Annotated in this window: 2 protein-coding genes; one reads left to right on the top strand and one right to left on the bottom strand. The window is 61.5% G+C overall.

What is annotated here, in order from left to right; translation table 11 throughout:
• The first annotated feature begins 47 nt into the window (after positions 1–47).
• Entirely contained in the window at positions 48–1,955 is a 1,908-nt protein-coding gene (locus A2I95_RS27190) for a methyl-accepting chemotaxis protein (protein ID WP_291734921.1), read from the top strand.
• Positions 1,956–2,036: 81 nt separating this feature from the next.
• Here A2I95_RS27190 and A2I95_RS27185 read toward each other — a convergent pair.
• The coding region (locus tag A2I95_RS27185) for an NADP-dependent isocitrate dehydrogenase (RefSeq protein WP_291734919.1) at positions 2,037–3,933 on the bottom strand (1,897 nt) is incomplete at its 5' end.

Genomic DNA, 3,933 nt, shown 5'->3' with positions numbered 1-3,933 from the left:
CAGCCTAAACCTGCCAGCAACATGCCCGCAATGAAGGTTCCGCACGAATGCTCCGACTTCCCAATTTTCTGTACCGTCTGCCTGTCCGTATCTATGCGCTGGCAGCGCTTGCACTCAGCCTGACTGCAGTGCTGACGTTCCTGCTGCTGTCGCAAGCCGTCAAAAACGCCTATGAAATGCGTTATACAGAGCTGCACAACGTTACAGACACCGCAGTCAGCCTGCTGCGCGATCTGGAAGAAGGTGTGAAATCCGGCCGTTTCACCGAGGAGGAGGCCCGGGACATCGGCCGAGAGCGGCTCACCGCTCTGCGTTTCGGCGATGCAGGTTATGTTTTTGTCTTCGACCATGATCTGGTGGTTCAGGCGCATCCGGTCGTGCCCGCCTGGAATGGCACCAACCAGGGCGCTTACGAAGATGTGACTGGTATGAAGGTGTTTCAGGAGCTGGAAAAAATTGCTGCCGCCAAAGGGGCAGGGGAGCTTACATATTACTTCAAGAAGCCGGATTCCGAAGTGATCGAAGCCAAGATCGGATATGTGCAGGCCTATGAACCCTGGGGCTGGATTGTCGGCACCGGCGCCTATGTCTCGGATATCGAGGCTGACGTGGCGCTGATGCGCAATGAGGCGCTGATCATTCTGGGCATCAGCCTGGTGACGCTGTCGATCGCCGCCTATTTCATCACCCGCAGTGTCACCGGACCGCTGAACGGTCTCAAGTCCCGTATGCAGACCTTGGCCGATGGCGACACCGACAGTGAAATCCCCTCTGCCAATGCGCGCAGCGAAATGGGGGAGATTGCCCAAAGCCTCGATGTGTTCCGCCAGGCACTGATCCGTCAGAAAGATCTGGAGAAGGCCGAGCAGTTGCGCAACGAGAAACGCAGCAAAGTTGTGGGCGTGCTCAGCGGTAAACTGTCAGCCCTGTCGCAGGGCGATCTTACCGCGCAGATCACCGAGGTTTTTCCTGAGAATTACGAGCAGCTGCGCCAGGATTTCAACTCCTCCGCACAGAACCTCAGCGCCACGGTCGAGCAGGTGATTGCCGCGGCCGCCAGCATCCGCAGCGGTGCTGCAGAAATCAGCCAGGCTTCGGATGACCTGTCGCACCGCACCGAAAGCCAGGCCGCGACGCTGGAAGAAACCGCTGCCGCCCTGGATGAGCTGACCGCTTCGGTCAAATCGGCAGCCGAAGGCGCCCGCAGCGTCGAGGCTACCATGGAAGACGCCAAGGGCGAAGCCAGCACCAGCGGCGAAGTGGTGCAAAGCGCCGTGGCCGCGATGACCGAGATTGAGGAATCCTCGGCACACATCTCGCAGATCATCTCGGTGATCGACGATATCGCCTTTCAAACCAACCTCTTGGCGCTGAACGCCGGGGTCGAGGCCGCCCGCGCAGGCGAGGCGGGCCGGGGCTTTGCTGTAGTCGCCTCCGAGGTGCGGGCGCTGGCGCAGCGGTCCTCGGATGCGGCGATGGAGATCAAGACCCTGATCGGCAACAGCTCCGGGCAGGTCGCCCGCGGCGTGGATCTGGTGGGCAAGGCGGGCGAAGCGCTGCAAAGCATCGTTTCGCAGGTCAGCCACATCTCGCAGCTGGTCTCCGGCATCGCCGAAGGCGCTGCCGAGCAGTCCACCGGTCTGAATGAGATCAACACCGGTGTCACCCAGCTGGATCAGGTCACCCAGCAGAACGCAGCCATGGTAGAACAGGCCACTGCGGCGGGCCATTTGCTGAAGACAGACGCCTCCAAGCTGAGCGATCTGGTGGCGCACTTCAAGATCCCCGGCGGCCGTATGGCGGCGGCGCCTGCCCAGGCGGTCAACGCACCGGCATCTGTGCCGTCTGCCCATGGCAGCGATGATTGGGACATTAAGGCCGCGCCGCAGCCCGCCCCGCAGCCTGTTGCCGCGACCGACGGCAATGCGGCCAAGAATATGTGGCAGGATTTCTAATCCATCTGCCACCGTTTGCTGAAATAAAAAACGCCCGGGGAATTCCCCGGGCGTTTTTTTGTTTCGGTCTGTCAGGACAGGTCAGCCGATGATCGCATTGAGCGTTGCCGAAGGGCGCATAACCTTGGCTTTCAGCTCGACACTTGGGCGGTAGTAGCCGCCAATGTCGGCTGCCGGGCCCTGGGCTGCGGCCAGTTCGGAAAGGATTTGCTCTTCTTTTGCACCCAGCTCTTCGGCGATGGGTTTGAAATGCGTCGCCAGACCTTCGTCTTCGCTCTGGGCTGCCAGGGCCTCGGCCCAATAGCGGGCAAACCAGTAGTGGCTGTCGCGGTTGTCGGGCTGGCCCACCTTGCGTGAGGGCGAACGGTTGTGGTCGAGGATGCCTTGGGTGGCGTCCTCAGCCGCGCGGCCCAGCACGCCGGCCTTGGCGTTGCCTTTGACGTCGGCCAGAAAGTTCAGCGATTCCCCCAGAGCGCAGAATTCACCCATCGAATCCCAGCGCAGGTGGTTTTCTTCGACCAGCTGCTGAACGTGTTTCGGAGCAGAGCCGCCGGCACCGGTTTCAAACAGGCCGCCGCCCTGCATCAGCTTGACGATCGAAAGCATCTTGGCCGAGGTGCCCAGCTCCAGGATCGGGAACAGGTCGGTCAGATAGTCGCGCAGCACGTTGCCGGTGATGGCGATGCTGTCCTTGCCTGCGGTGATGGTTTCCAGCGACTGACGGGTGGCTTCGCGCGGCGCCAGGGTCTGGAAATTGCCGGCAACGCCGGCCGCCTCAAGCGCGGGCTGAACGTATTTGATCAGCTCGGCGTCATGGGCGCGGTTTACGTCCAGCCAGAAGATTGCCTCGGAGCCGGTCAGGCGCTGGCGGTCCATTGCCAGCTGGATCCAGTTCTCGATCGGCGCTTTCTTGACGGTGCAGGCGCGCCAGATGTCGCCGGTTTCCACGTCGTGTGAATGCAGCGTCTCGCCGTTTGCCAGCACGATGCGGATGGTGCCGTCTGCGGGAGCCTCGAAGGTGGTGGGGTGGGAGCCGTATTCCTCAGCCTTCTGCGCCATCAGGCCTACGTTGGCCACGGCGCCTGCTGTGGTCACGTCCAGCGCACCGTTGGCTTTGAAGAAGCAGATGGTCTCGTCATAGACGGTGGCATAGCAGCGGTCGGGGATCACGCAGTTGGTGTCGCCCTTGTTGCCGTTCTGATCCCAGCCTTTGCCGCCGGCCCGGATCACCGCGGGCATGGAGGCGTCGATGATCACGTCCGACGGCACATGCAGGTTGGTGATGCCCTTGTCGCTGTCCACCATGTACATGCCGGGACGCTCAGCGCGCACCGCTTCGATGGCGGCGGTGATTTCGGCGTTGCCTTTGACGCGTTCCAAGAGGTCGCCCATGCCGGAGTTCGGGTTCACACCCAGGGCATCAAGCTCGGCGCCGAATTTCTCGAACACCGGTGCCAGCCAAGCTTTCACCGCGTGGCCGAAGATGATCGGGTCGGAGACCTTCATCATGGTGGCCTTCATGTGCAGCGAGAACATGGTGCTGTCGGATTTGGTGTCGGCAATCGCTTCGCCCAGGAAGGAGGCCAGCGCCTTCACGGACATGAAGGTGGCGTCGGCCACGGTGCCGTCTTCCAGCGGCCAGCCGTCTTTCAGCATGGTGACAGCGCCGTCTTTGGCGACGAATTCAATTTTCGCGGCGCCGGCTTGATCTGCAGTGATGGTGGCGGATTTCTCGTTTGCATAGAAATCGTTGCCCGGCATTGACGACACTTTGGTTTTGCTGTTTGCCGACCATGCGCCCATCGAATGCGGGTTGTTTTGGGCAAAATTCTTCACCGCCTTGGCGGCGCGGCGGTCGGAATTGCCTTCGCGCAGAACCGGGTTCACCGCCGAGCCTTTGATGGCGTCAAAACGCGCGCGGACGTCCTTTTCGGCTTCGGTGGAGGGTTCATAGGGGTAGTCCGGAATGGCATAGCCC

It is taken from the genome of Leisingera sp. F5, from assembly GCF_001593695.1.
The sequence above is the reverse complement of the archived record's forward strand: the minus strand, read 5'-3'. Positions and strand labels throughout refer to the sequence as shown.

What these genes read in the sequence shown, in the direction of transcription:
- A2I95_RS27190 (WP_291734921.1), top strand. Translation starts at nt 48, where the DNA reads ATGCTCCGACTTCCCAATTTTCTGTACCGTCTGCCTGTCCGTATCTAT.